Origin of the sequence: Modestobacter sp. VKM Ac-2978 (genome assembly GCF_026968025.1) — a bacterium.
In the GTDB taxonomy this organism is placed as follows: Bacteria; Actinomycetota; Actinomycetes; order Mycobacteriales; family Geodermatophilaceae; genus Modestobacter.
On sequence record NZ_JAPVBP010000001.1, the window covers coordinates 56,392 to 80,876 of the forward strand.

Genomic DNA, 24,485 nt, shown 5'->3' on the forward strand with positions numbered 1-24,485 from the left:
GGGAGTCGCCTCAGCCGACCCGGATGCCGAGCTCGGCCGCCATCCCAGCGGCCCAGCCGGCCAGCTGGGCGGTGCTGATCGTGCAGCCGCGCAGGTCGGCCACGCCGTCGAGCCGGGTCACCTCCGCACCGCGCAGGTCGACGGAGCGGCTGCGGGCACCGCTGAGCACCAGCGACTCCACGGTGCAGTCGACCAGCCGCAGGTCGCGCAGGTCGGCGCCGCCGAGGTCCAGCTCGCCCACGGTGCACCCGGTGAGCGTGACGTCGACCAGGGTGGCGCCCCGCAGGTCGAGGAAGTCGACCTTCACCTCCTGCAGGGCCACCCGGGTGAGCCCGGCGCCGTGCGCGGTGACCGCGCCGAACCGCCCGCCGGCGGCCACGACGTCCAGCAGCGTCGCGTCGACCAGCGACCAGCCGGCCGCGCGCAGGTCGGTGAGCAGGCAGCTGGACAGCCGGGCGCGGTCGAAGGGCACGCCGGCGAGGTCGCACCCGGTCAGCACGCACTCGAGGAACGAGGCGTCGGTCGCGTCGCCGGTCAGCTCCAGGCCGGCGAACCTCAGGCCGTCGGCCGTGCCCGCACCGGCCAGCTCTGGTCCGGGTGCGTCCGCCAGCGGTGGGAGCAGGGCCTCGAGGTCGGTCGCGTCGATCGGCACGGCACCATCCTGGCGGCGCGGCAGGGTGCGGGGGAGGGTCAGTCGTACGGCGTGAGGGTGGCCGCCCACCCCCCGGAGGCGGCCCGGGTGAACTCGGCCACCTCGTCGGCGGCCATGTCCCGCGCGGTGTAGCCGCCGCTGCCGGCGCCGACGCAGGCCAGCACGGTCGCCAGCCCGGCCCGGCGCTGGACCACCGACTGCCGCACCTCCCACCCCACGACGGCGCGGTCCTGCAGCACGGTGTGGCTGCGCACCAGCCACCCCGAGCGCAGCGCGAACGACCGGGGGCCGGCGACGTGCCCCAGCGCGTTGTAGCGGGCCAGGCCGAGGGGCACGCCGAGCAGCACGAGGGCGGCCCCGGCGGCCAGCAGCGGCCACCAGCCCGTCAGCGCGAGCACCGCCCCACCGGCGGCCGCCACCAGCAGCCCGGGCGTGGTGCCCCGCGCGATGCTGCGCCGACGGGCGGCCGGGGGGTGCCGCCGCAGCGGACCCGGGTGGTCGACGAGCTCGGTGGAGAGCGCGCGGGCGAGCTCCACCGGCCCGAGCGGCAGCACCTGCCCCCGTCGCGTGGCGTCACCGAGGCCGGTGACCAGGGCGCTGACCCGGGCCGCGCCGACCAGCCGCATGCCCAGCCCCTCGCTGATCGTGCAGCCCCGGATCCGGTCGATGTCCAGCTCGGTGTGCCGGCGGGTGACCAGGCCACGGACGGCGACGAGCGCCCCACCGCGCCGGAGCAGCCGGAACCGCCAGTTCACCAGGGCGCTGCCGATGATCGAGCCGAGGATCAGCAGCAGCAGCGCGCTCACCACGAGCCGCACGACGATCCGGGTGTCCGAGACGTCCGGCGACCAGAACTCCGACCAGAACTCCGGCAGGAACTGCTCGGGCAGCTCCTCGGCGGCCCGGAGCAACGCGCCCCCGGCGGCCAGTGGGACCGCCAGGTAGCTGCCGACCAGCGGGGCGTAGACCAGCCACCGGTAGTCGAAGCGGAGCAGTTCCTCCTCCGGTTCGGCCGCGGCGTGCCGGCCCGCGATCAGGTCCTGCGCGGACGCGGCATGGGTGAGCAGCCGGTTGCGCAGTCGGTCGCCCTCGGCGCGGGTGACGCCGTCGATCACCAGCTCCTCCTCGCTGGTCACCGAGCCGGCCGCCGCGTCGATCCGCACCCGGACGAGGCCCAGCACCCGGTGCAGCGCCGGCGCCTCGACCTCGACCCCGCGGATCCGGTCGTTGGGCACGGTGCGCGCCGAGCGGGTGAGCAGCCCGCGGGTGACCACGACGGCGGCGTCCCCGTCGATGTAGCTGAACCGCCACCAGGTGATCGCCGCGCCCAGCAGCGACAGCAGGGTGATCCCGGCGACCAGCGCGATGATCGTGCCCGGGCCGTCGCCCAGGCCGCGGGTGACCCCGAGGGCCAGCACCGCCGGCACCAGGGCCCGTGCCTGCCGGAAGGTCACGGTGTGCAGCACCAGCACCCACGGCGACGTCCGCCGCCCGAGGACCTCCGGGCCGGTCACGTTGCCTCGTCGCGGACCAGGTCCGCCCGCCGCGCCAGGTCGTCGGCGACCCGCCGGGCGACGTCCACCTCCAGGTGCGGCACCCGGACCGTGCCCTGGGAGGACGCCGTCAGCACCGCGACGGTGGCCAGGCCGAACAGCTGCTGGAAGACCCCGCGGTTGACGTCGACGGTCTGGATCCGGGAGATCGGGACCAGGGTCCAGGTGCGGGTCAGCCAGCCGGTGAGCGTGTAGACCGCCTCGGCGGTGACCTCCCACCGGTGCACCCGGTAGCGCAGCCGCGGGCGCACCCCGATCGTCACGATGCCGTAGAGCACCACGAACGCGGGGCCGCCCCAGCGCAGCAGCGGCACCCACCAGCCGGCGTCCACGGGCACGAGGACGATCGCGGTCGCCACGATCACCGCGTACACGACCGTGCCGAGGACCGCCTGCGTCACCCAGAGGCCGATCGCGGAGCGGGACAGCGACCAGGCGGGTTCCCGGACGGGCGCCGGCGGGGGAGCGGACATCGGGACCATCCTCGCAGTGCCCGGCCGGTCGAGGGGTGCACCGCCGGTGGGGTGGCGCACTGCGTGCCACGATGGATCGCGTGATGATGCCCCAGCAGGTGCCGACCGTCCCTGCCGCCGAGGTGCCCGACGACGCCGTCGTGCTGGACGTGCGCGAGGACGACGAGTGGTCCGCCGGGCACGTCCAGGGCGCGACGCACATCCCGATGGGCGACGTCCCGGCCCGGCTCGGCGAGGTGCCCGAGGGCGACCCGCTGTACGTCACCTGCCGCAGCGGCGGGCGCTCGGCGCGGGTGACCGCCTGGCTCAACCAGAACGGCTACGACGCGGTGAACGTCGGCGGCGGGATGGGCGAGTGGGACGCGGCCGGCCGGCCCATGGTGAGCGAGACCGGCCGCCCGCCCTACGTCGTGTAGCCGGGAGGGTCTCCCCGGGCGCACGCCCACTTCCGCCCGTCACCGTTCCGCCGCGGGCCACCCGGTGTTCTCCTCGGGTGGTGACCCTGGGGCCCACGGACAGCCACGTGGGCGGGGGACCTCATGACGGACCAGGCGAACGACTCGGCGACGGAGGCGGACTCGGCCGAGGGCATGAGCCGAGGGCAGGTGGCCGGACGGGCCGTCCTGGCGCTCGCGCTGCTCTACCTCTTCCTCGTGGGTGTCGGGGTGGTGGAGGACGGCATCGCCCAGATGGGCGAGGGGTTCAACGACGCGGTGCTCGCCGGGGTGAGCAACCCGCTGACCGGGCTCTTCGCCGGTGTGCTGGCGACCATCCTGGTGCAGTCCTCCTCGGTGTCCACGTCCGCGATCGTGGGCATGGTGGCGGCCGGCGTCATCCCGGTGGAGCTCGCCGTGCCGATGGTCATGGGCGCCAACATCGGCACCACGGTGACCAACACGCTGGTGACGATGGTGAGCATGCGGCGCCGGGACGAGTTCCAGCAGGTCGTCGCGGCGGCCACCATGCACGACCTGTTCAACTTCTTCGCGGTCGCGATCCTGCTGCCCCTCGAGCTGCTCACCGGCTTCCTGTCCTCGGCGGCCCGCTGGCTCGCCGGCCTCGTCGCCGGTGCCGGCGTCGGCGGAGCGGAGTTGCAGAGCCCGTTGGCGCTGGCGACCGACCCGGCCAACGCGGCGGTGGCGTCGGTGCTGGGTGCGGTGGTCCCGGCCGGGGCCTTCCTGGGCACGGTCATGCTCGTGGTCGGGATCGCGGCGCTGTACGTGACGATCCGCTACATCAGCAAGAACATGCGGGCGGTGGTCACCGGCCCGCTGCAGGAGAAGGCGAACCGCTCGGTGAGCAAGGCCGGTGGGCTGGTGGGCATCGGCGTCGGCACGGTCGCGGCGATCCTGGTGGTGAGCTCCTCGATCGTCACCGTCACCCTGCTGCCGCTCGTGGCCGCCGGGGTGCTGACCGTGCGCAACGCCTATCCGATCACCATCGGGGCCAACCTGGGCACCACGGCCACCGCACTGCTCGCGGCGCTGGCCACCGGCCAGCCGGAGGGGCTGGTCATCGCGCTGGTCCACGTGCTGTTCAACGTCTTCGCCGTCGTCCTCATCTACCCGGTGCCGAAGATCCGGTACATCCCGGTCCGGATGGCGGAGGCGCTCGGTGCCTTCGTGGCCAAGCAGCCGTGGGCCATGCCGGTCTATGCCGGTGGTGTGTTCGTCGGGTTGCCGGTGGCCGCCGTCGCCCTGGGCTGACACCCGGCGCGACGCGGGCGGCCTGCCGGCCGCCCGCGTCGCTCGGGGGTCAGCTGCTGGTCGGGTAGTCGGCGAAGCGGGAGCGCAGGTCCTTCTTGGAGAACTTGCCGACGCTGGTCTTGGGCACCTCGTCGATGAACTCGACCGCCTCGGGCAGCCACCACTTGGCCACCAGCGGGGTGATGTGGTCGATGATCTCCTGGCCGGTCACGGTCTCGCCCTCCCTGAGGACGACGCAGGCGAGCGGCCGCTCGTCCCACTTCGGGTGCGGGATGCCGACGACGGCGGCCTCCTTCACCGCCGGGTGGCTCATGATCGCGTTCTCCAGGTCGACCGAGGAGATCCACTCGCCCCCGGACTTGATCAGGTCCTTCGTGCGGTCGGCGATCCGGATGTTGCCGTTCTCGTCCATCGCCGCGACGTCGCCGGTCTTCATCCAGCCGTCCGGGGTGGCCAGCTCCACCCCGGCGTCGGGCCGGTAGTAGTCCTTCGCGCACCACGGGCCGCGGACCTGGAGCTCGCCGGTGGCCTTGTCGTCCCAGGGCTGCTCCGCCAGGGTGTCCGCGTCGACGATCCGGGCCTGCACGCCGAACAGCGGCAGGCCGGCCCGGGCCCGCCGCTCCGCCTTGGCGCCCTCGTCGGCGTCGGCCCAGCGAGCCGACAGCGTGCCGCCGGAGGCGACCGGGTGCGTCTCGGTCATGCCCCACGCCTGGTACAGCGGGAGGCCGACCTGCTCGCGGTAGGCCTCCGACAGCGCCTTCGGCACGGCCGAGCCGCCGCAGCCGATCTTCCGCAGCCGGTGGGTGCGGCCGGCCAGGTGCGGCAGCGCGCCCTGGAAGATCGTCGGCACCCCTGCGGTGAAGGTGACGCCCTCGTCGATGATCAGGTCGGCCAGTGCCTGCGGCTGCATCATCGCGCCGGGGAAGACCATCGCCGCACCGGACGCGGGGGCGGCGTGCGCGATGCCCCAGGCGTTGGCGTGGAACATCGGCACGATCGGCATGGCGACGTCCTCGACGCCGATGCCGAAGCCGTTGGGGGAGACCACGGCCATCGTGTGCAGCACCGTCGACCGGTGGCTGTAGACGACGCCCTTCGGGTTGCCCGTCGTGCCGCTGGTGTAGCACATGGAGGCGGCCGCGTTCTCGTCCGTGGTGGTGAACTCGACCGGCTGCGCGTCGGCCAGGAGCGTCTCGTAGTCGAGCACCCGCGGGTCGTCGGGCACCTCGTTGTCGCCGCCGTCGTCCATCACCACCACGTGCCGGACGGTGGTCATCGTGTCGATCAGCGGCCACAGCAGGGGCAGCACGGTGCGGTCGACGAAGACGACCTCGTCCTCGGCGTGGTTGGCGATGTAGGTCAGCTGCTCGGGGAACAGGCGCACGTTGAGCGTGTGCAGCACCCGCCCGGTGCAGGGGGCGGCGAAGTACAGCTCCAGGTGGCGGGCCGAGTTCCAGGCGAACGTGCCGACCCGGCCGTCGGCGCTGATGCCCAGGGTGTCCAGGACCCCGCCCAGCCGCCGGGTGCGGTCGGCCCACTCGGCGTAGGTGGTGCGCACCTTGCCGCTGGGGTTGTTCGTGACGATCGGGACGTCGCCGTGGTGCTGCTCGGCGTGCCGGAAGATCGTGTCGATGGTCAGGGGGACGTCCTGCATCAGCCCACGCATGGCCGCATGGTGCCAGTGACCGAGCTCACGTTCTACCCGTGGACGCCGCCCGCCGACGACACCCCGGTCCACCCCCCGGACGGGGGAGTGGGCCATCGCCTCGGCTCGGGGCGGATGCGGGGTGAACGGCCCGTTACGCGACCGTGACGATCCAGTTCGGGTGACGGGCTTGACGGACCGGGGTTGTTAGCGCTCACACTGTCTCAGCCCGCAGCGGCGGGCCTGCGCCATCAGGGGGCAGATGTCTCGAAGGAGAGATGTGGCAGTGAACAAGAAGCTTGGACTGACCGCCCTGGGCGCCTCGCTGGCGCTCACCCTCAGCGCATGTGGCGGCGAGGGTGCCGGCAGCAACAACAACACCGCGGACGCCGACCCGTCGGACCTCACCATCGGCGTCTCGATGCCGACCGAGACCTCCGAGCGCTGGATCGCCGACGGCGCCAACGTCGAGGACCAGCTCGAGTCGGCTGGGTACGACGTCGAGCTCCTGTACGCCGGTGACGACATCCCGACCCAGTCGCAGCAGATCGACCAGATGATCGCCCAGGGCGTCGACGCACTGATCGTCGCGGCGATCGACGGCACCGCGCTCAGCGCGCAGCTGCAGAACGCGGCCGACCAGGACATCCCGGTGATCAGCTACGACCGGCTGATCCGGGAGACCGAGAACGTCGACTTCTACGTCAGCTTCGACAACTTCAAGGTCGGCGTCGCGCAGGGCACCGCCCTGCTGACCGGCCTGGGCATCACCGACGAAGAGGGCAACCCGACCGGGGCCACCGGGCCGTTCAACATCGAGCTGTTCGCCGGCTCGCTGGACGACAACAACGCCGGCTTCTTCTTCGACGGCGCCATGTCGGTCCTGCAGCCCTACATCGACAACGGCACGCTCGTCGTCAAGTCCGGCCAGACCAGCATCGAGCAGGCCGCCACGCTGCGCTGGTCGCAGGAGACCGCCCAGCGGCGCATGGAGGACCTGCTCACCTCCAGCTACAACGACGGCTCGGTCGTCAACGGCGTCCTGTCGCCCTACGACGGCATCTCCCGCGGCATCATCACCGCGCTGCAGAACGCCGGGTACGGCCCGACGCAGGACGCGCAGCCCAAGCCGATGCCGGTGATCACCGGTCAGGACGCCGAGATCGCCTCGGTCAAGCTGATCGCCGACAACGTCCAGGACTCCACGGTCTTCAAGGACACCCGGCTGCTGGCCGAGCAGGCCGTCGCCGCCGCCACGGCCTACCTCGAGGGCGAGGAGCCGGAGGCCAACGACACCGAGACCTACGACAACGGTGTCAAGGTCGTCCCGTCCTACCTGCTCCCGATCGAGACGGTCTACCAGGACGACATCCAGTCCGTCCTGATCGACTCCGGCTACTACACGGCCGAAGAGGTCGCCGCCGGTCAGACGGACTGACCTCCGTCCCCCAGTCCCGGCCGGGTTCGGCAGCATGCTGCCGGACCCGGCCGGCTCCACCCCACCTCCGGCCGGACGCCGGCCGGATGGGGTGTCCGCAGGCGCACACACCCCGAGTGGTCGACACTCGGCCCACCCATCCCTTGTGAACGACGAGGACGACGGAGTCCATGGACGACAACATCCTGGAGATGCGCTCCATCACCAAGACCTTCCCCGGCGTCAAGGCGCTGGAGGACGTGTCGCTGACCGTGCGACGCGGCGAGGTCCACGCGATCTGCGGTGAGAACGGCGCCGGCAAGTCCACGCTGATGAAGGTGCTCTCCGGCGTCTACCCGGCCGGCAGCTACGACGGCGAGATCGTCTTCGACGGTGACGTCTGCAAGTTCTCCGGCATCCGCGACAGCGAGCACGTGGGGATCGCGATCATCCACCAGGAGCTCGCGCTGGTGCCCTACCTCTCGATCGCCGAGAACATCTTCCTGGGCAACGAGCGCCGCGGCCGCGGTGGCCTGATCAACTGGCACAAGGTCAACGCCGAGGCAAGCGAGCTGCTCGAGTCCGTGGGCCTGCACGAGAACGCGATCACCCCCGTCGGGCAGCTCGGCGTCGGCAAGCAGCAGCTCGTCGAGATCGCCAAGGCGCTGTCCAAGGACGTGAAGCTGCTGATCCTGGACGAGCCCACCGCAGCGCTCAACGACACCGACTCCGCGCACCTGCTCGGTCTGATCCGCAAGCTCCAGGAGCGCGGGATCACCTCGATCATCATCTCGCACAAGCTGAACGAGATCACCGCGATCGCCGACAACGTGACGATCATCCGGGACGGGAAGACCGTCGAGACGCTGAGCCTGCACGCCGGCGAGGTCACTCAGGACCGGATCATCCGCGGCATGGTCGGCCGCGACCTGGAGTCCTACTACCCCGAGCGCGAGTCGCACCCGGGCGAGGAGGTCCTCCGTGTCGAGGACTGGACGGTCAAGCACCCGACCCAGGAGCGTCTGGTGGTCGACCACGCCAACTTCTCGGTGCGCGCCGGTGAGGTCGTCGGGATCGCCGGGCTGATGGGCGCCGGGCGCACCGAGCTCGCGATGAGCATCTTCGGCCGCTCCTACGGCCGGCTGGTCTCCGGCACGGTCTTCATGCACGGCAAGGAGGTGAAGACGCGCTCGGTCACCGAGGCGATCGACAACGGCATCGCCTACGCGACCGAGGACCGCAAGAAGTACGGCCTCAACCTGATCGAGGACATCCGGCGCAACATCTCCGCTGCCGGGCTCGGGAAGCTCTCCCGCCGTGGCTGGGTGAACAGCAACGAGGAGACCAAGGTCGCCGAGGCCAGCCGGAAGAGCATGAACATCAAGGCGCCCAGCGTCTCGTCGATCGTGGGCAAGCTCTCCGGCGGCAACCAGCAGAAGGTCGTCCTGTCCAAGTGGCTCTACACGGACCCGGACGTGCTCATCCTCGACGAGCCCACCCGCGGCATCGACGTGGGCGCCAAGTACGAGATCTACACGATCATCAACGACCTCGTGGCGGCCGGGAAGGCCGTCGTGGTCATCTCGTCCGAGCTGCCCGAGCTGCTCGGCACCTGCGACCGCGTGTACACGCTGTCCGCCGGCCAGATCACCGGTGAGGTGCCGGTGCGTGAGGCCACCCAGGAGAGCCTGATGGCGCTCATGACCAAGGAGAGGGAGCTCGCAGCATGACCAGGACCGTTCCCCCAGAGGCGGGCCAGACCCCACCGAACGCCGACTTCAAGCCCACCCCGGGCGGGCAGAGCGGTTCGGGCAACATGCGCGACCTCCTCCGCAGCAACCTGCGGACCAGTGGCATCTACGTCGCCTTCGTGGCGATCGTCGCCCTCTTCGCGTTCCTGACCGACGGCACCCTGCTCAGCGCCGGCAACATCACCAACCTGGTCCTGCAGTACTCCTACATCCTGGTGCTGGCCATCGGCATGGTCATCGTGATCATCGCCGGGCACATCGACCTCTCCGTGGGGTCGGTGGTCGCGCTCACCGGCGCGGTCTCCGCCGTGCTGGTCATCCAGCAGGGATGGCCGTGGTGGGGCGGTGCCCTGGCCGCGATCGCCGTCGGCCTGGCCGTCGGTGCCTGGCACGGGTTCTGGGTCGCCTACGTCGGCATCCCGGCGTTCATCGTCACCCTCGCCGGCATGCTGCTGTTCCGCGGGCTGACGCTCCAGGTGCTGGACAACGTCTCGCTGTCCCCGTTCCCGGCGGAGTACCGCGACGTGGCCAGCGGGTTCCTCAACGGCCTGCTCGGTGGCTACGGCTACGACACCTTCACCCTGCTGATCGGCGCGGTCGCGGTGGCGGGCTACGCGGTCAGTGGCTGGCGCTCCCGCGCCGCCCGGGCCCGCTACGGGCAGCCGGTCGAGTCGTTGGCGCTGTTCATCGCCAAGGTCGTCGCCGTCGGCGTGGTCGTCATGGCCTTCGCCTGGCAGCTGGCCAACGCCCGCGGCCTGCCCATCGTGCTGATCATCCTGGGTGTGCTGGCGATCGCCTACGGCCTGATCACCAAGAACACCGTGTTCGGGCGTCAGGTCTACGCGATCGGCGGCAACCTCTCGGCGGCGACGCTGTCCGGGGTCAAGGTGCGGGCCGTCAACTTCTGGATCTTCGTCAACATGGGCTTCCTGTCCGCGGTGGCCGGGATCATCTACTCCTCCCGGTCCAACGGGGCCCAGCCGGCCGCCGGTGAGATGTTCGAGCTGGACGCCATCGCCGCCGCCTTCATCGGCGGTGCGGCGGTCACCGGCGGTGTCGGCACCGTGGTCGGGGCCATGGTCGGTGGTCTGATCATGGCGGTCATGAGCAACGGCATGTCGCTCCTGGGCGTCGACCAGTCGATCCAGTCGGTGGTCAAGGGCCTCGTGCTGCTGCTGGCCGTCGCCTTCGACGTCTACAACAAGCGGCGCGCCGGAGCCTCCCGCTGACGTAGGTCGCGGAGCCACCAAGTCGAGGGCGGCACCGGCGCCGTCCTCACCTCGAGGACGGCATCGGCGCCGCCCTCTGCTGAAGGGGGGAACCGTGCTGCCCGATGGAGCGCCGCGCGCGTTGGCACTCTCCGACGTCGCCGTGCACGCCGGCGTCTCGCACCAGACGGTGTCCCGGGTCGTCAACGGGCACCCGAACGTGGCGCCGGCGACCAGGGAGCGCGTGCAGCGGGCGATCACCGAGCTCGGCTACCGGCCGAACGCGGCGGCCCGCGCCCTGGTCACCGGGTCCACCCGCTCGTTCGGGCTGGTGACCTCGCACATCAACCAGTACGGGCCGGCGCAGACGCTGCTCGGGCTGGAGAAGGCCGCCCGCGCGGCCGGCTACTCCCTCGGGGTCGCCATCCTCGACGACGACAGCGAGGCGGCGATGCGCGAGGCGGTCGACCGCTTCGTGGCCCAGTCCGTCGACGCGGTCGTCGCGCTGTCCACCTACGGCCAGGCGGTCGAGGCGCTGCGGCGGTTCGAGGCGCCGGTGCCGCTGATCGCGGTGCAGGTGGGCCGGGACGAGTCCCGGCCCACCGTGTGGGTCGCCCAGGAGGTCGGGGCGGAGCTGGCCACCCGCCACCTGCTCGAGCTCGGGCACCGCACCGTGCACCACGTCACGGGGCCGCCGGACTCGCTGGAGGCCCGCGGGCGGATGGTCGGCTGGCGCCGCGCACTGCAGGACGCCGGCGCACCGGTCCCCGAGCCGCTGCACGGTGACTGGTGGCCCAGCTCGGGGCACGCGGCCGGCCGTGAGCTGGCCGCCCGCGTGCGCGCCGGACAGGACGACGTCACCGCCGTCTTCGTCGCCAACGACCAGATGGCGCTCGGCCTGCTCAGCGCCCTGGCCGACGAGGGGCTGTCGGTACCGGGCGACGTCAGCGTCGTCGGCTTCGACGACGTCCCCGAGTGCGCGTACTTCACCCCGCCGCTCACCACGGTGCGGCAGGACTTCGCCGAGCTGGGCCGCCGCGGGGTCGAGCTCGTGCTCGCCCGACTGCGGGGGGAGCCGCTGGAGTCCCAGCCGGTCCTGCCCCAGCTGGTCGTGCGGCGGTCCACCGGACCAGCCCGGCAGACGGTTTGACGGAGCTCGTTGTTAACGCTAACAATCCATCCGGTGCCGCGGCCTGCGGCGAACCGGTTCGCTGGGACCAGGCCCGTCACGGTGGGCGGAAGGGGCTCCTGACATGACGATGGACGCCGGCACGGCGATCACCTCGGGGCGCACGGCCTTGGGGATCGAGTTCGGATCGACCCGGATCAAGGCGGTGCTGATCGGGCCGGACCACGCCCCCCTCGCCGTCGGCAGCCACGACTGGGAGAACCAGCTGGTCGACCGGCGGTGGACGTACGCACTGGAGGACGTCTGGTCGGGTGTGCAGCGCAGCGTCGCAGCCCTGGCCGAGGACGTACGGCGGCGCCACGGGGTCGAGCTCTCCGGGGTCGGCGCGCTCGGCGTCTCCGCGATGATGCACGGCTACCTCGCGTTCGACGCCGAGGGTGAGCTGCTCACGCCGTTCCGCACCTGGCGGAACACCAACACGGGGCAGGCGACCGAGCGGCTCAGCGCGGAGTTCGGGGTCAACATCCCGCACCGCTGGAGCGTCGCGCACCTCTACCAGGCGATCCTGGACGGGGAGGAGCACCTGGCCCGGCTGGACCACCTGACGACCCTGGCCGGCTACGTGCACTGGCAGCTGACCGGCGAGAAGGTCCTGGGCATCGGGGACGCCAGCGGCATGTTCCCGGTCGACGCCGGTGGCGGGTACGACGCCATGATGCTGGCCCGGTTCGACGAGCTGGCGGCCGAGGCCGGGGTGGAGCTGACCCTCGCCGGGCTGCTCCCCGCCGTCGCCCGCGCCGGCGAGCCCGCCGGCACGCTCACCGAGGCGGGTGCGAGGCTCCTCGACCCGTCCGGGCGGCTGCGCGCCGGCGTCCCGCTGTGCCCGCCGGAGGGCGACGCGGGCACGGGCATGGTGGCGACCAACTCGGTCGCTCCGCGCACCGGGAACGTCTCCGCCGGGACGTCGATCTTCGCCATGGTCGTGCTCGAGGGCGCGCTCTCCCGGGCGCACCGCGAGCTGGACCTGGTGACCACGCCGGCCGGTGACCCGGTGGCGATGGTGCACTGCAACAACGGGGCCAGTGAGCTGGACGCCTGGGCCGGGTTGTTCACCGAGTTCGCCCGGGCGCTGGGGTCGCCGGCCGGCACGTCGGAGGTCTTCCAGACCCTCTTCACCGCGGCCCTGGGCGGTACGAGCGACGGCGGCGGGATGCTCGCGTACAACTACCTCTCCGGTGAGCCGATCACCGACTTCGAGGAGGGGCGGCCGCTCTTCCTGCGCTCCCCGGACAGCCCGCTGGACCTGGGCACCTTCGTCCGGACGCACCTGTTCTCCGCCCTGGCCACGCTGCGGATCGGCATGGACGTGCTGCAGAAGACCGAGGGGGTGCGCCTGGACCGGATGTTCGCGCACGGCGGCCTGTTCAAGACCGAGGGCGTGGCGCAGCGGTTCCTGGCGGCCGCGATCGACACCCCGGTCGCCGTCGGCGACGTCGCCGCCGAAGGCGGCGCCTGGGGGATCGCCGTCCTGGCTGCCTTCGCCGCCGGCCGCCCCGCGGGGCAGAGCCTCGCCGAGTACCTGGACACCGCGGTGTTCGGTGACGCGAGCCTGACCACCGCGGAGCCCGACCCCGCCGACGTCGCGGGCTTCGACGCCTTCATGCAGCGGTACGTCGCCGGGCTGCCGGTCGAGCGGGCCGCCGTGGAGCACGTCGCCATCGGCGACCGGCCGGCCGAGCCGCACACCGACGAGACCCCGACCGCCACCACCGAGGAGCAGCCGGCATGACATCCACCCCGACCCGCACCGAGCAGGGGACGCTGCGCGCCCAGCGCGAGCACGTCGCCCACCTGCACACCTACCTGACCCGCTACGAGCTGGTCACCTGGACCTCGGGCAACGTGTCCGAGCGGGTGCCCGGCGAGGACCTGTTCGTCATCAAGGGCAGCGGCGTCGAGTACGACCAGCTGACCTGGGAGGGCATCACCGTCTGCGACCTCGACGGCAACGCCGTCGACGGCGTCCGGGCCCCCTCCAGCGACACGGCGGCGCACGCCTACGTCTACCGGAACATGCCCGAGGTGAACGGCCAGGTGCACACGCACAGCACCTACGCCGCGGCCTGGGCGGCCCGGCACGAGGAGATCCCCTGCGTGCTCACGGCGATGGCCGACGAGTTCGGCGGGCCCATCCCCGTGGGGCCGTTCGCGCTGATCGGTGACGACTCCATCGGCCAGGGCATCGTGGAGACGCTGCAGGGGCACCGCTCGTCGGCGGTGCTGATGAAGAACCACGGCGTCTTCACCATCGGGCCCTCGGCGAAGGCCGCGGTCAAGGCCGCCGTCATGACCGAGGACGTCGCCCGCACCGTGCACCTCTCCCGCCAGCTGGGTGAGCCCAAGCCGATCGCGCAGGCGGACATCGACTCGCTGTACGCGCGCTACCAGAACGTCTACGGACAACGATGAGCACGAAGGAGCAGCAGGTGGCATTCGAGGGTTCGGAGATCTGGTTCCTCACCGGCAGTCAGGGGCTGTACGGCGAGGAGACCCTCCAGCAGGTCGCCGAGCAGTCGCAGCGGGTCGCCGCGACGCTGGACGGCGCTGACGCCGTCCCGGTCCGGGTGGTCTGGAAGCCGGTGCTCACCGACGCCGGTGCGATCCGGAAGATGATGGGCGCGGCGAACGAGGACCCGAACTGCCTCGGCGTCATCACCTGGATGCACACCTTCTCGCCGGCGAAGATGTGGATCTCCGGGCTGGACGCGCTGCGCAAGCCGCTGCTGCACCTGCACACCCAGGCCGACGCCGCCCTCCCGTGGGCGACGATCGACATGGACTTCATGAACCTGAACCAGGCCGCCCACGGCGACCGGGAGTACGGGTTCATGCTCACCCGGCTGCGCACGCCGCGCACCACCGTCTCCGGCCACGCGGGCAGCCCGCGGGTGCAGGCCCGGGTGGGTTCCTGGGCCCGCGCCGCCGCCGGTGCGGCCGCCGCCCGCGGCCTCAAGCTGGCCCGGTTCGGTGACAACATGCGGAACGTCGCGGTCACCGAGGGCGACAAGGTCGAGGCGGAGATCCGCTTCGGCATGTCGGTGAACACCTGGGGCGTCAACGACCTGGTCGAGGTGGTCGACGCGGTCGCCGACTCCGCCGTGGACGCGGTCGTCGCGGAGTACGGCGACCTCTACGAGATGGACGCCGACCTGCGCCCGGGCGGGGAGCGGCATGACAGCGTCCGCTACCAGGCCCGGATCGAGGTGGCCCTGCGCCAGTTCCTCACCGAGGGCGGCTTCGGTGCGTTCACCACCAACTTCGAGGACCTCGGCGGCCTGCGCCAGCTCCCCGGCCTGGCCGTGCAGCGGCTGATGGCCGACGGCTACGGCTTCGGCGGCGAGGGCGACTGGAAGACCTCCGCCCTGCTGCGGGTGCTCAAGGTCGCCGCCCAGGGGCTGCCCGGCGGCACGTCCTTCATGGAGGACTACACCTACGACCTCGCCTCGGAGACCCCGAAGATCCTCGGTGCCCACATGCTCGAGGTGTGCCCGACGATCGCCGGGGACAAGCCGCGGCTGGAGGTGCACCCGCTGGGCATCGGCGGCCGCGAGGACCCGGCCCGGCTGGTGTTCACCGCCGCCCCCGCCGACGGCATCACGGTCGGTTGGTGCGACCTGGGCGACCGGTTCCGCTGGGTGGCCAACGAGATCGACGTCGTCGAGCCGTCCGAGCCGCTGCCGAACCTCCCGGTCGCCCGGGCGGTCTGGGAGCCCCGGCCGGACTTCGAGACGGCGACCGAGGGCTGGCTGACCGCCGGCGGGCCGCACCACACGGTGCTGTCCACCCAGCTGGGGGCCGATGAGCTGACCGACCTGGCGGAGGTGTTCGACACCGAGCTGGTGCTCATCGACGCCGACACCACCCGGCGCAGCCTGGCCAAGGAGCTGCGCTGGAGCGCGGCCTACCACCGGCTCAACCAGCGCCTCTGAGGACGGACGACGCCCCGGCCGGTTGCCCGGCCGGGGCGTCGTCGTGCCGGTGGTCCGGTGGTCCGGTCGCCCGGACCACCAGTGCGGGTCGGTCAGCGCCTGACCGCGCCGACCGACCCGTCGCGCTGGTCGATCAGTACCAGTTGTTGGCCCGGAAGTGCGCCCACGCGCCACACGGGGTGCCGTAGCGGTCGCTGATGTAGCCCAGGCCCCAGGTGATCTGGGTCGCCGGGTTGGTGCGCCAGTCCGGGCCGGCCGAGGCCATCTTCGAACCGGGCAGCGCCTGCGGGATGCCGTAGGCGCTGGAGTTCGGGTTGTCGGCCGTGGTCTCCCAGTTGCTCTCCTTCTCCCACAGGGCGTCCAGGCAGTCGAACTCGCCGGGGCCCCAGCCGCGCTCGGCGACCATGGTCCGGGCGATGGACCGGGGGTCACCGCTGGCGGTCCGGTCGGCGCTGCGGCTGGCGGGCTGCTCGACCGGGCGGCTGGGTGCCGGGGCCGCAGGTGCGGCCGCCCCGCCGCCGAGGGTGAGGGTCTGGCCGACGCGGAGCACGTTCGGGTCGCCGCCGATGGTGCCGCGGTTGGCGGCGTAGAGGGCCTGCCAGGTGGTGCCGTGCTGGGCGGCGATCTTGCCGAGGGTGTCGCCGGAGCGCACCACGTAGGTGCCGGTCGCCGCCGCGGGTGCGGCTGCCGGTGCAGCCGCCGGGGCCGCCCCTCCGCCGATGGTCAGCACCTGGCCGACGCGCAGCACGTTCGGGTTGCTGCCGATGGTGTCGCGGTTGGCGGCGTGGATGTCCTGCCAGGTGGCGCCGTGGCTGGCGGCCAGCTCGTTGAGCGTGTCACCGGGGCTGACGGTGTGGCTGCCGGTGTGGGCCGCGGCCGGTGCGATGACCCCGAAGGACATCGCCGCGGCTGCCGCGACGACCATGGCGGGGCGTGCCGCCGAAGCGAAGGCGGAGCGCTCGGTGGAGCGGTCGCGCCGTGCCGTGAAGCGATTGAGCATGGGTGTGTGTGCCTCTCGCCGCCTGCGGAGTTAGCTGTCGGGTTCGGGCGAGAGCTGCCCGGCCGCGTGCTGCGGCTTCACCCCAAGGCCCGGAGGCCTGGTCCTGCGAGGTGGGTCCCCCGCGCCTGCCCGTGGTCTCGTGACGTCCGGGCGACGGTGGGCAGGTTCGGCGGTGCCGTCGTCCGGAGCCCGCCGTGCGGCGGACGGGGACAACGGTAGGCAGGCCGTCGGCCGCGGGAGCCGGTCGGCGACGAGCTTTCCCGGGCTCCCCGACGCGGTCAGCACGAGCTGTGACGGATCATGGACGCGGCGTGCGCCGGTGCCCCGAGGTCGTCTCCCGGCGCAACGGCTCAGCGGCCGGTGAGCACGACCGGCAGGTCCTGCAGCCCGCGGATGACGAACTCCGGGCGGCGCCGGGCCGGGCGGGCCAGCTCCAGCCGGGACGTCCGGCTCAGCAGTGCACCGAAGGAGGCCTGCAGCTCCACCCGGGCCAGCGGGGCACCGATGCAGAAGTGCACCCCGGCCCCGAAGGAGATGTGCGGGTTGTCCGCGCGTCCGACGTCGAGGGTGTCCGGGTCGACGAAGACGGCCGGGTCGCGGTTGGCGCTGCCCAGCAGGGCGGCGATCTTCTGTCCCCGAGCGACGGTGACCCCGCCGATCTCGACGTCCTCGGTGGCGGTGCGCTCGAACAGCTGCAGCGGTGAGTCGTAGCGCATCAGCTCCTCGATCGCCGTCGGCAGCAGGGCCGGGTCCGCGCGCAGCCGGGCGAGCTGGTCGGGGTGCTCCAGCAGCGCCAGCAGGCCGTTGCCGCTGACGTTGACCGTCGCCTCGTGGCCGGCGTTGAGCAGCAGGATGCAGGTGGTCACCAGCTCGTCCTCGGTGAGCCGGTCGCCCTCGGCGTCGCGCACCGTGACCAGGTGGGTGAGCAGGTCCTCGCCCGGTGCGGTCCGCCGCTCGGCGGCCAGCTCGCGCAGGTAGGCGACGAACTCGGCGGCGGCCCGCTCGGCGTCGGCCTCGATCTCCGACGTCCGGCCGTACTCGTACATCTTCACGATCGCGTTCGACCACGGGCGCAGCAGCGGCCGGTCGACCGCCGGCACCCCGAGCAGCTCGGCGATGACTGCGACCGGCAGCTCCTCGGCCATGCCGGACAGCACGTCGACGCCGGTCGCGCCGGCGGAGCGCTCGACGAGGGAGTCGACGAGCGAGTCGGCCAGGTCCTGGACCCACGGTCGCAGCCGCTCGACGTGGCCGCGGGCGAACGCCGCGCTGATCAGCCGCCGCAGCCGGGTGTGCGTGGGCGGCTCCATCTCCAGGATGGCGTTGCGGTGGATCAGGTTGAAGCTCTCGAACCGCTCGGTGGGGGTCCGGTCCGACCAGATCCGGCCCAGCCGCCGATCCCGGAGGACGGCGTTGGCCTCGGCGTGGCCGAAGGCCAGCCACAGGCCTTGCCGCTCGTCCCACTGCACCGGCGCTGCGGCGCGGGCCACGGCGAACGCGGGATAGGGATCGGCGACCAGCGCGGGGTCGGTCAGGTCGAACGGGACGGGAGCCGGTGTCACCGGCAGAGCCTACGGGCGGCAGCCGGACGGGACGCCGTCCCCCGGTCGCCGACGGCGCCTCCTACGCTCGCAGGCATGGCCCGCTCCACGACCCGCCGCCGCCCCGCCGCCCCTGCCGCGACCGACGGTGAGACCAACCCGAAGGCGCCCTGCCCCTGTGGCTCCGGTCGCCGCTACAAGCACTGCCACGGCTCCGGCTACGGCCAGCCGGTGCTCCGCCCGTTCGAGGGCCTGCCCGGCGAGGTCGACTGGGTGGCGCTGCGCGAGCTCGTGCCGGCCGCCACCGCCAAGCTGACCACCACGGAGGGCCGGTCGGTCACGCTGGCCAGCGTGCTCCCCGGCGGCACCCCTGCCCTGGTGCGGGCCAACGGCGAGATCCTGCTCGGCGTCCAGCTGCAGACCTCCTCCGACGACGTCAGCCGCGACCTCGGCACCGCGCTCGCCGCCGCGCTCGAGGCGCCGGCCGGCGCCCCCGTCGACCCGGGCCCCATCGGTGCCGCCGGCTCGGCCGGGCCGCGGCTGCAGGAGCTGCTGGACCTCTCGGCTCCGTTCGAGGTCACCGTGCACGACGACTTCGAGTTCTGGCTGGAGGGCGCCGACGTCGACGCGACCGCCCGCGCGAGCCTGCAGCAGGCCAACGAGATGGTGATGCCCACGGTGCGGCTGGACGGGCTGGAGGCCGCCTACTGGTGCCGGCCCACCACCGAGCGCGGCCACGTGCGCTGGGTGCGCCCCGAGCCGGAGGAGGCGCTGCTGGACGCCCTGGCCCGGCTCGGCGCGGCCGAGCAGCTGAGCCTGGGGGAGGGCACCCGCTACGCCGGCGCCTTCCGCGCCCTCGGGCTCGTCGTCCCGGTGTGGGACGTGCCCGGCGCCGTGCCCGGTGCCGAGTGGGCCGGCCCCTCGGCCGAGCTGCACTCCCGGCTGGACGCTGCGCTGGCGGTCACCGAGCCGCTGGACGCGGACGAGCGACGGGCCCGCGCGGGGCTGCTGTCCCGGCAGGTCACGCTCCGCTGAGCGAGGACCCTCTGCCCAGACCGCGCGTCGGCCCCGTCCGGAGGCTCGCGCCGAGCCTGCGAGGCGGGAGAGGGACGGAGTCCTTCAACTACCGTGGGGGCCGCACAGCAGAGCTGAGAGAGGACGAACGTGGGCCACGAGCACGGCGGCATGGGTGCGATGCACGTCCCGGAGCTGCCGCCGACCCTCGGTCGGGTGCTGGGGCTGGACCTGGCCGCCGCGTCGCCGGTGGCCTGGCTCGCCGTGCTGATGGCCGCCGGCTACCTGGTCGGGCTGTGGCGGCTGCACCGCCGGGGCGTCCGCTGGGCGCCGTCCCGGACGGTCGCGTGGCTGCTCGGCTGCGCCACCCTGTTCCACGTCACCGCCAGTGGCCTGCAGAGCTACGGGATGGCGCTGTTCAGCCTGCACATGGTGCAGCACATGGTGCTGAGCATGATCACGCCGCTGCTGTTGCTGCTCGGCGCACCGGTCACCCTGATGCTGCGCGCACTCCCCGCGGCCCAGGGGCCCGCCGGGATGCCGCGGCGGGCGCTGCTCGGGGCCCTGCACAGCCGGCTGGGCCAGCTGGTCTCCTCCCCGCTGTTCACCATCCCGCTGTTCATCGCCAGCCTCTACGGCGTCTACTTCACCCCGCTGTTCGACGAGCTCATGTCGACGGTGCCCGGGCACACGTTCATGCTGCTGCACTTCTTGGTCACCGGGCTGCTGTTCTTCGGCCCGATCATGGCCATCGACCCGTGGCCCCGGCGGTCCGGGCACGGCGCGCGGATGCTGGAACTGCTGCTGCCCGCCCCGTTCCACGCCTTCTTCGGCGTGATCGTGATGATGAGCAACACCCTGCTGCTGACCAGCTACACCACCCCACCGGAGTCCTGGGGCATCGACCCGCTGTACGACCAGGGGGCGGCCGGCGGCATCGCCTGGTCGTTCGGGGAGTTCCCCACCGTGCTGGTGCTGGCGGTGGTGTTCTTCCAGTGGACCCGCTCGGAGGACCGGGCCAACCGGTCTGCCGACCGGGCGCGCGACCGGGCGATCGCCCGCGGCGAGAGCGGCGAGGACCCCGAGCTGACCGCCTACAACGAGCGACTCCGCCGCCTGGCGGCCCAGCACCCCTGACCGTGGGCTGACCGGACGCGCGCGGTCGGGTCCCCGTCGGCCGGGTCGGCGCGCCCTACCCTCCCCGCGTGCCGTTCACCCTCGTCCACCCAGCGGTGGTGCTGCCGCTGCTGCGGACTCCCCTGGTGCCCTCCGCGTTGGTGGCCGGCGCGATGGCCCCGGACCTGCCCTACTACGTGTCGCTGCAGTGGATCGGCGGTGACTACAACCTCACGCTGACGCACGAGTGGTCGTCCGTGCTCTGGCTGGACCCGATCATCGGGTCGGTGCTGCTGGCCACGTTCCAGCTCCTGCTCAAGGGCCCGCTGCTCGCGCTGTTGCCGCCGTCGGCCGCTGGGCGCGCGGCGCCCGCGGCCCTGGGCTTCCGCTGGCGCAGCTCGGCGGCGCTGGCTCTCATCGCCGTCTCGCTGGTCGTCGGCGCGGCGACCCATCTGGCGTGGGACGAGCTGACCCGCTCCCCGGGCCCCCCGTGGGCGGTGCGGCTGGAGGTCGCCTTCAGCGTGCTGGGAGCGGTCGCTCTGCTGGGGTGGCTGGTGCGCTGGTGGCGGGCCACGCCCCCGCAGCCGGTGGCGGCCGGCGTCCTGTTGCCCCGTCGCCTGCGTACCGGCATCGCCGCGCTGCTCGCCGCGGTGGCGGTGGGGACGGGAGCGGTCGCCGCGGTGCGGCGGCTGACGGAGATCCGCGAGGCCTACCGGGTGGACGGGGTCGTCGACCGGGTCGGTGTGGCCGAGGCGGAGCTGCGGACGTTCCTGGTCGAGGGCGGTACCGCGTTCATCGTGGCACTGGTGGTCTACGCCGTCGGCTGGCACGTGCACCGTGCGTTCACCCGCCGCCGCGCGGAGCAGCTCACCTCGCCCTGACCGTCAGGGGCCGAGATCGCGCTCTTGGCCCTAGGAGGGGCGGCGGGTGCGGGGGTGGTCGGCGGCGACCAGCGCCTCGACCAGGTCGGCGCGGGCCCGGGCCACGCGGGAGCGGATCGTGCCGATCGGGCAGCCCACCACCTCGGCGGCCTCGGCGTAGGGCAGCCCGATCAGCTGGGTGAGCACGAAGGCCTCCCGGCGCTCGGGCTCCAGCCGGTCCAGCACGTCCTGCGCGGCGACCGACCCGCCCACCTCGTCGTCCGGCACGTCGCGGACCAGGTCGGCCAGGTCGGTGTCGTCGGAGACCAGCACCAGGCCGCGGCGCTTCCGGGCCCGCAGGTGGTCGGCGCAGACCCGGCGGGCGATGGACAGCAGCCAGGTGCGCAGCGACGACCGGCCCTCGAAGCCCCGCAACGCCGGCAGGGCCCGCAGGTAGGTCTCCTGGGTGAGGTCCTCGGCGGCCTGGCGGTCGGCCAGGTGCGCACACAGCCGCCACACGTCGGTCTGCGTCTCCCGGATCAGCGCGGCCTGAGCCAGGCTGTCGCCCTCGGCTGCGCGGGCAGCGAGACGTTCCAGCTGCCCCACGTGGACCCTCCGGGAACTCTGCGGTCGTCGGCGGCGACTATGCCACCGTGAGCTGTGCAGCCTGTCGTGAGGCGGTCTCCGCCGACCTGGACGGCGAGTCCCCGGGCGCGCCGCAGACCTGGGTCGACGAGCACCTGGGCAGGTGCCCGGCCTGCCGCGGGTGGGCCGAGGCCGCGGCGGAGGTGACCCGCCGGGCCCGGCTGACCCCGGTCGCGGCGGTGCCCGACGTGACCGCCGCGGTCCTGGGCCGGCTGCCGGCGGTACAGCCGGCGGCCCGCTCCCGGGCGTGGCTGGACGGCGCCCTGCGGCTGGCCCTGCTGGCCGTCGGCGCCGGTCAGCTGGCGGTCAGCCTGCCGGCGCTGCTGGGGGCCGGCGGTGCGGCGGCCGCCCCGGTGCACCTGGCGCACGAGACGGGGGCCTGGAACCTGGGGCTGGCTGCCTGCTTCCTCGGCGTCGCCGTGCTGCCGCGGCTGGCGGCCGGTGCCCTGCCCTTCCTGCTGCCCTTCACCGCCGTGCTCGCCTGGGTCACCGTCGGCGACCTGGGGACCGGCCACGTGCACCCCGGCCGGGCGGTCGGGCACCTGCTGCTGCTCGGCGGGGCCGTGCTGGTCAGCTGGCTCGCGCTGCGGAACCGGGGTGCCCGCACCGGTCCGACCGGGGAGCGGGTCGCCCGGCCGGTGACGAGGTGGGCCGTCGCCCGGGGAGCGGAGCCCGGGCGGTGGGCCGAGCGTCCTGCGGCGCCCGGCTGGCGGGCCGCCGGCCCGGCCGCGCGTGCCGCGGTCCGGGCCGAAGGCGGTGGCGAGCGCGCGGCCGCCTGACCGCGTGCCCCTGGTTGACTGCCCGCGCTGACCAGCCGGTGTGACCGGCAGCGAACACGGAGGAACCCGATGGACCGTCGCCTGGCTCTGGTGCCGCTCGCCGTCCTGCTCCTGGCCGGCTGTACCGGGGACGGCGAGGACGACGGCGCGGACGCGGCGGGGACGGCGTCGACCGCGGCGGCCCGTGAGGTCGAGTGGGGCGCCTGCGACTTCGACGTCCCGGCCGGGGTCGACATCGAGTGCGGCACGCTGGAGGTGCCGGCCGACCGCGACGACCCGGGTGCCGGCACGGTCAGCCTGGCCTTCGGCGTCGTCGCCGCGGCGGCCGAGGACCCGGCCGAGGACCCGCTCGTCTACCTCTCCGGCGGTCCGGGCCAGGGTGCGCTGGAGTTCGTGCCACTCGCGTTCGGGGAGCTGTACGAGCCGCTCGCCCAGGACCGGGACCTGGTCCTCCTCGACCAGCGCGGCACCGGGCTGACCGAGCCGTCGCTTGCGTGCGAGGAGTACAGCTCCTGGGTGCGGGAGTCGCTGGGGTCGGAGGAGCCGGTCGAGGAGCTGGCGGCCCAGGCCGCGGCCTCGCTGGAGGAGTGCCGGCAGCGGCTGGTCGACGAGGGCGTCGACTTCGCCGACTACGACAGCGCGGCCTCGGCGGCCGACCTCGAGGACCTGCGCCGGGCGCTGGGCCACGAGGAGTGGAACCTCTACGGGATCTCCTACGGCACGCGGCTGGCGCAGACCGCCATGCGCGACCACCCCGAGGGCATCCGGTCGGTGGTGCTCGACGCCGCGTACCCGATCGACGCCGACCTCTACGAGGAGACACCGGGCAACGCCGCCCGGGCGCTGGAGGCGCTGTTCGCCACCTGCGCCGCCGACGCCCGGTGCGCCGAGCGGTACCCCGACCTGGAGCAGACGGTCACCGACCTGGTCGCGGAGCTGGACGCCGCGCCCGCCTCGGTCACGGTCCGCGACCCGACGACCGGCGAGCGGGTGGAGAGCCCGCTGGACGGCGCCGGCCTCGTCGGGTTCCTCTTCCAGAGCATGTACTCGACCGAGCTGATCCCGTTCCTCCCGGAGATCGTCGAGGCCGCGGCGAACGACGACTTCGGCTCGATCGGCCTGCTGCTCAGTGCCTTCTCCCAGCAGCTGGACCTGGTCAGCGTCGGCCAGCAGCTGGCCGTGCAGTGCGAGGAGGAGATCAGCTTCAGCGACCCGGAGGCCGTGGCGGACGCGACCGCCGAGCACCCGCTGGTCGAGAGCTTCTTCGACAGCACCCCCACGATGGGGCCGGGCGTCTTCGACGTCTGCGCCGACTGGGACGCCGGTGAGCCCGGTGCGGGGGAGGACGACGCGCTGAGCAGCGACCTGCCCACCCTGGTGCTGGCCGGTGAGCTCGACCCGATCACCCCGCCCCGGTGGGGTGCGCAGCTGGCCGAGCAGCTGGGGAACAGCGTCTTCGTCGAGTTCCCCGCCACCGGGCACGGCTCGGTGGCGACGCACGAGTGCGCGGTGCAGCTGACCCGCGACTTCCTCGCCGACCCGGACAGCGAGCCGGACGCCTCCTGCGTCGACGACGTCGAGATCCCGGCGTTCACCGTGGAGGGGGTGCAGGTGGAGATGACGGCCTGGGAGAGCGAGGAGCTGGGCGTCGCGGGGGTCCGACCGGAGGGCTGGTCGGAGGTGGTCCCCGGTGCGTTCCAGGAGTCGCCGCTGGTCTCGCTGGTGCAGCAGGTGGTGCCCGGTGCGACGGCCGACCAGCTGCTCCCGCAGCTGGCCGCGCAGCTGGGCACCGGCGAGCCCCTCGAGCCGGTGGGTCAGCGCGAGACGGGGTCGGCCACCTGGGACCTGTACCGGCTCGACGACCTCGGCCAGCGGGTCGACCTGGCCCTGGCCGACACCCCGGCGGGCCTGGCCGTGGTGCAGCTGACCTCGAGCCCGGAGCGGATGGACGTCCACCGGGAGCAGGTCTTCGACCCGGCCGTGGAGGCGTTCGACCCCGCCCCCTGA

The 24,485-nt window shown here is 73.1% G+C and carries 21 protein-coding genes and 1 riboswitch; of the genes, 14 read left to right on the plus strand and 7 right to left on the minus strand.

Going from position 1 to position 24,485, the window contains the following annotated elements; genetic code table 11:
• Nucleotides 1–10: 10 nt before the first annotated feature.
• Genes O2W53_RS00285 through O2W53_RS00295 form a run of 3 tightly spaced genes read right to left on the minus strand, consistent with a single transcriptional unit; the run spans nt 11 to nt 2,678 of the window.
• Nucleotides 11–652 carry a pentapeptide repeat-containing protein gene (locus O2W53_RS00285; RefSeq protein WP_269161042.1) on the minus strand — a complete coding sequence of 214 codons (642 nt, stop codon included), beginning with the start codon at nt 650–652 and terminating at the stop codon, nt 11–13.
• 38 nt (nt 653–690) lie between these two features.
• Entirely contained in the window at nt 691–2,166 is a 1,476-nt protein-coding gene (locus tag O2W53_RS00290; RefSeq protein WP_269161043.1) for a PH domain-containing protein, read from the minus strand.
• Entirely contained in the window at nt 2,163–2,678 is a 516-nt protein-coding gene (locus O2W53_RS00295) for a PH domain-containing protein (RefSeq protein WP_269161044.1), read from the minus strand. The genes O2W53_RS00290 and O2W53_RS00295 overlap by 4 nt, the downstream gene beginning before the upstream one ends.
• Nucleotides 2,679–2,761: 83 nt before the next feature.
• Between O2W53_RS00295 and O2W53_RS00300 the strand changes: the two genes are divergently transcribed.
• Both O2W53_RS00300 and O2W53_RS00305 read left to right on the plus strand, forming a co-directional pair.
• A complete protein-coding gene (locus O2W53_RS00300; RefSeq protein WP_166756047.1) occupies nt 2,762–3,094 on the plus strand; it encodes a rhodanese-like domain-containing protein in 333 nt (110 codons plus the stop codon).
• 123 nt (nt 3,095–3,217) lie between these two features.
• Nucleotides 3,218–4,384, plus strand: coding sequence for a Na/Pi symporter (locus O2W53_RS00305; protein ID WP_269161045.1), 1,167 nt, complete (start codon nt 3,218–3,220; stop codon nt 4,382–4,384).
• Nucleotides 4,385–4,433: 49 nt separating this feature from the next.
• Here O2W53_RS00305 and O2W53_RS00310 read toward each other — a convergent pair whose 3' ends face one another.
• A complete protein-coding gene (locus O2W53_RS00310) occupies nt 4,434–6,050 on the minus strand; it encodes a long-chain fatty acid--CoA ligase (RefSeq protein ID WP_269161046.1) in 1,617 nt (538 codons plus the stop codon).
• A gap of 265 nt (nt 6,051–6,315) precedes the next feature.
• On the opposite strand from O2W53_RS00310, the gene chvE reads away from it, so the two are divergent.
• The 7 genes from chvE (at nt 6,316) to araA (ending at nt 15,523) form a co-directional block, all read left to right on the plus strand.
• On the plus strand, nt 6,316–7,467 hold the full coding sequence (chvE, locus tag O2W53_RS00315) for a multiple monosaccharide ABC transporter substrate-binding protein (protein WP_269161047.1): 1,152 nt from the start codon (nt 6,316–6,318) through the stop codon (nt 7,465–7,467).
• A 170-nt stretch (nt 7,468–7,637) separates the two neighbouring features.
• On the plus strand, nt 7,638–9,176 hold the full coding sequence (gene mmsA, locus O2W53_RS00320) for a multiple monosaccharide ABC transporter ATP-binding protein (protein ID WP_269161048.1): 1,539 nt from the start codon (nt 7,638–7,640) through the stop codon (nt 9,174–9,176).
• Nucleotides 9,173–10,426 (plus strand): multiple monosaccharide ABC transporter permease, encoded by a 1,254-nt coding sequence (mmsB, locus tag O2W53_RS00325; protein WP_269161049.1) that lies wholly within the window; start codon nt 9,173–9,175, stop codon nt 10,424–10,426. The genes mmsA and mmsB overlap by 4 nt, the downstream gene beginning before the upstream one ends.
• Before the next feature lie 121 nt (nt 10,427–10,547).
• Complete coding sequence (locus O2W53_RS00330) at nt 10,548–11,555, plus strand: LacI family DNA-binding transcriptional regulator (protein ID WP_269161050.1); 1,008 nt, start codon at nt 10,548–10,550, stop codon at nt 11,553–11,555.
• 103 nt (nt 11,556–11,658) lie between these two features.
• Nucleotides 11,659–13,323, plus strand: a complete 1,665-nt coding sequence (locus tag O2W53_RS00335; RefSeq protein ID WP_269161051.1) for a xylulokinase — start codon at nt 11,659–11,661, stop codon at nt 13,321–13,323.
• Nucleotides 13,320–14,003: an L-ribulose-5-phosphate 4-epimerase gene (locus O2W53_RS00340; protein ID WP_269161052.1), complete on the plus strand. Its 684-nt coding sequence runs from the start codon at nt 13,320–13,322 to the stop codon at nt 14,001–14,003. The genes O2W53_RS00335 and O2W53_RS00340 overlap by 4 nt, the downstream gene beginning before the upstream one ends.
• Complete coding sequence (gene araA / locus O2W53_RS00345) at nt 14,000–15,523, plus strand: L-arabinose isomerase (protein ID WP_269161053.1); 1,524 nt, start codon at nt 14,000–14,002, stop codon at nt 15,521–15,523. The genes O2W53_RS00340 and araA overlap by 4 nt, the downstream gene beginning before the upstream one ends.
• A 133-nt stretch (nt 15,524–15,656) precedes the next feature.
• On the opposite strand, the gene O2W53_RS00350 is transcribed toward araA, so the two are convergent.
• Both O2W53_RS00350 and O2W53_RS00355 read right to left on the minus strand, forming a co-directional pair.
• Complete coding sequence (locus tag O2W53_RS00350; RefSeq protein ID WP_269161054.1) at nt 15,657–16,523, minus strand: LysM peptidoglycan-binding domain-containing protein; 867 nt, start codon at nt 16,521–16,523, stop codon at nt 15,657–15,659.
• A 24-nt stretch (nt 16,524–16,547) separates the two neighbouring features.
• Nucleotides 16,548–16,646: riboswitch (cyclic di-AMP (ydaO/yuaA leader) on the minus strand.
• A gap of 227 nt (nt 16,647–16,873) precedes the next feature.
• Nucleotides 16,874–18,085 carry a cytochrome P450 gene (locus O2W53_RS00355; protein ID WP_269161055.1) on the minus strand — a complete coding sequence of 404 codons (1,212 nt, stop codon included), beginning with the start codon at nt 18,083–18,085 and terminating at the stop codon, nt 16,874–16,876.
• Between the two features lie 75 nt (nt 18,086–18,160).
• Between O2W53_RS00355 and O2W53_RS00360 the strand changes: the two genes are divergently transcribed.
• From O2W53_RS00360 to O2W53_RS00370, 3 genes are all read left to right on the plus strand, one after another.
• Nucleotides 18,161–19,099 (plus strand): DUF5926 family protein, encoded by a 939-nt coding sequence (locus O2W53_RS00360; protein ID WP_269161056.1) that lies wholly within the window; start codon nt 18,161–18,163, stop codon nt 19,097–19,099.
• 129 nt (nt 19,100–19,228) lie between these two features.
• Complete coding sequence (locus O2W53_RS00365) at nt 19,229–20,215, plus strand: cytochrome c oxidase assembly protein (RefSeq protein WP_269161057.1); 987 nt, start codon at nt 19,229–19,231, stop codon at nt 20,213–20,215.
• A 68-nt stretch (nt 20,216–20,283) separates the two neighbouring features.
• Entirely contained in the window at nt 20,284–21,075 is a 792-nt protein-coding gene (locus O2W53_RS00370; protein WP_269161058.1) for a DUF4184 family protein, read from the plus strand.
• 30 nt (nt 21,076–21,105) lie between these two features.
• On the opposite strand, the gene O2W53_RS00375 is transcribed toward O2W53_RS00370, so the two are convergent.
• Entirely contained in the window at nt 21,106–21,660 is a 555-nt protein-coding gene (locus tag O2W53_RS00375) for a sigma-70 family RNA polymerase sigma factor (protein ID WP_269161059.1), read from the minus strand.
• A gap of 47 nt (nt 21,661–21,707) precedes the next feature.
• On the opposite strand from O2W53_RS00375, the gene O2W53_RS00380 reads away from it, so the two are divergent.
• Complete coding sequence (locus O2W53_RS00380) at nt 21,708–22,478, plus strand: zf-HC2 domain-containing protein (protein ID WP_269161060.1); 771 nt, start codon at nt 21,708–21,710, stop codon at nt 22,476–22,478.
• A 69-nt stretch (nt 22,479–22,547) separates the two neighbouring features.
• Nucleotides 22,548–24,485 carry an alpha/beta hydrolase gene (locus tag O2W53_RS00385; RefSeq protein ID WP_269161061.1) on the plus strand — a complete coding sequence of 646 codons (1,938 nt, stop codon included), beginning with the start codon at nt 22,548–22,550 and terminating at the stop codon, nt 24,483–24,485.

Coding starts and splice junctions, on each gene's coding strand:
- O2W53_RS00340 (WP_269161052.1), top strand. CDS start 13,320: ATGACATCCACCCCGACCCGCACCGAGCAGGGGACGCTGCGCGCCCAG.
- O2W53_RS00300 (WP_166756047.1), top strand. CDS start 2,762: ATGATGCCCCAGCAGGTGCCGACCGTCCCTGCCGCCGAGGTGCCCGAC.
- O2W53_RS00305 (WP_269161045.1), top strand. CDS start 3,218: ATGACGGACCAGGCGAACGACTCGGCGACGGAGGCGGACTCGGCCGAG.
- O2W53_RS00335 (WP_269161051.1), top strand. CDS start 11,659: ATGACGATGGACGCCGGCACGGCGATCACCTCGGGGCGCACGGCCTTG.
- O2W53_RS00295 (WP_269161044.1), bottom strand. CDS start 2,678: ATGTCCGCTCCCCCGCCGGCGCCCGTCCGGGAACCCGCCTGGTCGCTG.
- mmsA (WP_269161048.1), top strand. CDS start 7,638: ATGGACGACAACATCCTGGAGATGCGCTCCATCACCAAGACCTTCCCC.
- mmsB (WP_269161049.1), top strand. CDS start 9,173: ATGACCAGGACCGTTCCCCCAGAGGCGGGCCAGACCCCACCGAACGCC.
- O2W53_RS00310 (WP_269161046.1), bottom strand. CDS start 6,050: ATGCGTGGGCTGATGCAGGACGTCCCCCTGACCATCGACACGATCTTC.
- O2W53_RS00385 (WP_269161061.1), top strand. CDS start 22,548: ATGGACCGTCGCCTGGCTCTGGTGCCGCTCGCCGTCCTGCTCCTGGCC.
- O2W53_RS00360 (WP_269161056.1), top strand. CDS start 18,161: ATGGCCCGCTCCACGACCCGCCGCCGCCCCGCCGCCCCTGCCGCGACC.
- araA (WP_269161053.1), top strand. CDS start 14,000: ATGAGCACGAAGGAGCAGCAGGTGGCATTCGAGGGTTCGGAGATCTGG.
- O2W53_RS00350 (WP_269161054.1), bottom strand. CDS start 16,523: ATGCTCAATCGCTTCACGGCACGGCGCGACCGCTCCACCGAGCGCTCC.